At 58.6% G+C, this 3,479-nt stretch carries 4 protein-coding genes; all 4 read left to right on the plus strand.

The genetic code is table 11. The annotated features are described in order from the left end of the window. Positions 1-716, plus strand: a 716-nt coding sequence (locus NFS22_RS23245) for a phage portal protein (RefSeq protein WP_251319998.1), incomplete at its 5' end; no start/stop codon positions are given. Beyond that, the gene (locus tag NFS22_RS23250) at positions 700-2,445 is read left to right on the plus strand and encodes a minor capsid protein (protein WP_160233020.1); all 1,746 of its coding nucleotides are present in this window, start codon (positions 700-702) and stop codon (positions 2,443-2,445) included. The genes NFS22_RS23245 and NFS22_RS23250, both read left to right, overlap by 17 nt. Beyond that, positions 2,445-2,696, plus strand: a complete 252-nt coding sequence (locus NFS22_RS23255; RefSeq protein WP_251319999.1) for a hypothetical protein — start codon at positions 2,445-2,447, stop codon at positions 2,694-2,696. Before NFS22_RS23250 ends, NFS22_RS23255 begins: the two co-directional genes overlap by 1 nt. A 298-nt stretch (positions 2,697-2,994) precedes the next feature. Further along, the coding region (locus NFS22_RS23260; RefSeq protein WP_251320000.1) for a phage scaffolding protein at positions 2,995-3,479 on the plus strand (485 nt) is incomplete at its 3' end.

A 3,479-nucleotide genomic window follows, 5' to 3' on the forward strand; every position in this document is an offset into this window, starting at 1 on the left:
TCCTCTCCACCTTTGCCAATCAGATGGAGGAGGACGTGCACAACACGGTCCTGGTCATCAAGAACGCTGAGGGGGAGAACCTGGGGAAATTCCGCAAGAACCTGGCCATTTACGGGGCGGTCAAGGTCCGCTCCTATGAGGGCAGCGAGGGCGGCGTGGACACGCTGACCATTGAGGTCAACGCCGAAAACTACAAGGTCCTGCTGGCCCTGTTGAAAGACGCCATCATTGAAAACGCCAGAGGCTATGACGCCAAGGATGAGCGTATGAGCGGAAACCCCAATCAAATGAACATCCAAAGTATGTACTCTGACATTGACCTGGACGCCAACGGGATTGAGATGGAATTTCAGGCCAGCATGGAGGAACTGCTTTGGTTTGTCAACCGGCACCTGGTCAATACCGGCAAGGCCAACTTTGACGGCGTGGAGGTCAAGGTCATTTTTGACCGGGATGTCCTCATCAATGAAAGCGAGGCCATCACCAACTGCAAGAACTCCGTGGGCATCCTCTCCGATGAAACCATTGTGAAGATGCACCCCTGGGTGTCTGACCCGGAGCAGGAGCTTGAGCGCATCAAAAAGGAAAAGGAGGAGGCCGCTGCTGACCCCTACCAGGCCGCCTTTATGGCCAACCGGCAGAACGGCGGGGGCGGCTCCGGCGGCAACCCCGTGACCGGCCAGGACGGTGGTGACGGCGATGGCCAGACAGACTAACGCCGCATACTGGGCCCAGCGCCTCAAGCACATGGAGGGGGCGCTGCTGGACCAGTCTTTTGGCTATGTGGAGAATATGGAGCGGCAATTTGCCGCCGCTCAGGCTGAGGTTGAGCGGCAAATCGCCGCCTGGTATCAGCGCTTTGCAGACGCCAACGGCATCACCTTTGCGGACGCCAAGCGCCTGCTGACCAAGGGAGAGCTGGCCGAATTTCATTGGACCGTGGGAGAGTACATTGCCCACGGCCAGCAAAACGCCCTTGACGGGGCCTGGATGCGCCAGCTTGAGAACGCCAGCGCCAGGGTGCACATCACACGGCTGGAGGCGCTAAAGCTCCAAATCCAGCAGCAGGCGGAGCTCCTATATGCCAATCAGCTTGACTTTGTGGACGCCGCCGCCCGGCGCATCTATGCGGGCAGCTACTACGGCACCGCCTTTGAGGTCCAGCGGGGCCTTGGCGTGGGCTGGACCATGCAGGCGCTCAATGAGGGCACCATCAAAAAGGTCCTCTCCCGCCCCTGGACGGCGGATGATAAGACATTCCGGGACCGCTGCTGGACCAACAAGCGGGACCTGGTGAACAGCGTAAACACCCAGCTCACACAAATGATTATCCGGGGGGAGGCTCCTGACCGGGCCATCGCCGCCGTTGCCAAGCAATTCCAGGTGTCCAAGGGCAAAGCGGGCCGCCTCATCATGACGGAAAGCGCCTATTTTGCCAGCGCCGCCCAAAAGGATTGCTATGGTGAGCTGGGGGTGGAGCGCTACAAAATCGTGGCGTCCTTTGACCAGGACACCTGTGAGCTGTGTGGGGCCTTGGACGGCCAGGTTTTCAAGATGTCTGAGTATCAGCCGGGCCTCACCGCTCCCCCGTTCCATCCCTGGTGCCGGTGCTGTACGGCCCCCTATTTTGAGGACATGGCGGCCCTTGGTGAACGGTGGACCCGAAACCCGGACGGCACCACCAAAAAGGTCCCGGCGGACATGACCTTTGCGGACTGGCGGCAGCAGTTTGTGCAGGGCCCGTTGCCATCCGGCTCCGCTGGTGGTACAATAGCTCCAAACCAGCAGCACTTTTCCGGGGCTGTCAAGGGTATGCCAAGCATGACCCAAGCCTATCAAGACGGACTGGAAAAGCGCTTTGCTACGGGCACGCCTGTTGCACAAGACGCCTTTTCCAAGTATGTGACCTCCAGCTCTGTGGCGGACGGCGCATATACAAAGGGCGCACACTTCAACGCCGCCACTCAAAAGGTCAACATGAACTTTGCGGATGATGCCGTCAACCCAAGGGGCCTGGGCACCACGTTTTTCCATGAGCATGGCCACTATATTGATTTTCTTTCCTGTCCTGGGACGGGCTACACCTCTATGGTCACCCCGGACTTTGGGAGTGCCCTGCGGAGTGACTACGCCGCCTATATCAAGGCGGCCATGAAACAGCACGGCATCAAAAAGACGGAGGCCTATTTGGTGGTATCTCAGGAAATCCAGGGGCCACTTTATAACGCCATTTCTGACCTGTTCGGCGGGATGTCCGCCAATAAGTGCGTGGGCAGTTACGGCCACTGGAATAAGCGCTATTGGAAACTGCCGGGGGCTGTGGAAAAAGAGGCCTTTGCCCATATGTATGAGGCCCAATTTAGCGCCGACAAATACGCTTTGATGCAAAAATACTTTCCCACGGCGCTGGCTGAATTTGAAAAACTTTTGAATGGAGTGGTATGATGACCTATCCCGAATTTGAAAAGGACCGGCGGCTCCAGGAGGCCGCTGCTGAGTACACGGCCAAGTTTGGAGGGCGCTTTGGCGGAGAGGAGCCCGGCGTCCGTCTTGTGTACGCCCCGGACGATGAGGACACGGCCTATACACCCCCGGATGGGGCCACCGCTGACCGGGTGCTCCGGGACTTCCAGAGTGGCAAGCCTCTCCCGGAGCTCTGGCCGGAGGTGGAGTATGACCCGGACCTGCTTTATTGACGCCGGGATGGAGGTGAGTGTCTAATGGAGCCGTGCTGTACTTCGTGCCCACGTTGGAATGACTGGCTGGGCCGCTGTGATGCACCATTTTGGTGCCCGGACAAGGAAACGGTCAATGAGCGCCAGGAGGGTGTGGAAATCGAATAATCCACCTGTTGATTAGAGCATCGTGCTGAAAATGCACGGTGCTTTTTTCATACACATTACCGCCTGGCCCGGCGGACTACAAGAGGGGCCCTGCAATACCGGGACTGGCCGGACAAAAAGGACAGCAGACAAAACAAGGAGGTAAAACACTATGGCATTGGAATGGCTCAAGACTATCCTGGGGGACAAGTACACCCCCGAAATCGACACGGCGGTGTCTCAGGAAATCGGCAAGGGCTTTGTGTCCCGCACCGACTTCAACGCCACCAGCGGCAAGCTCAAGGAGGCGGAGGCCCAGGTCACCCAGCTCACGGAGAGCGTCAAGACCCGTGACAGCCAGCTTGAGGAGCTGAAGAAGTCCGCCGGGGCCAGTGAGGAGCTGCAAAAGCAGATTGAAACCCTGACCCAGCAGAACAAGGACCAAAAGGCCGCCTATGACAAGGAGCTGGCCACCGTCAAGCTCATGGCCGCCGTGGATGCGGAGCTCACCGCTGCCGGGGCTAAGAATGTCACCGCTGTCCGGGCCGTGCTGGCGGACTTCCTCAAGGACGCCAAAATTGTGGACGGCAAGGTCACCTCCAAGGACAGCACTGGCACCGTGACCCTGGCGGCCAAGGTGGAGGCGCTGAAAAAGGA

The sequence above is a fragment of the Flintibacter muris genome (assembly GCF_943192995.1).
GTDB classification, from domain to species: domain Bacteria; phylum Bacillota; class Clostridia; order Oscillospirales; family Oscillospiraceae; genus Lawsonibacter; species Lawsonibacter muris.

Excerpts from the sequence above, each read along its gene's own strand:
- NFS22_RS23250 (WP_160233020.1), top strand. The coding sequence starts at position 700 with ATGGCCAGACAGACTAACGCCGCATACTGGGCCCAGCGCCTCAAGCAC.
- NFS22_RS23255 (WP_251319999.1), top strand. The coding sequence starts at position 2,445 with ATGACCTATCCCGAATTTGAAAAGGACCGGCGGCTCCAGGAGGCCGCT.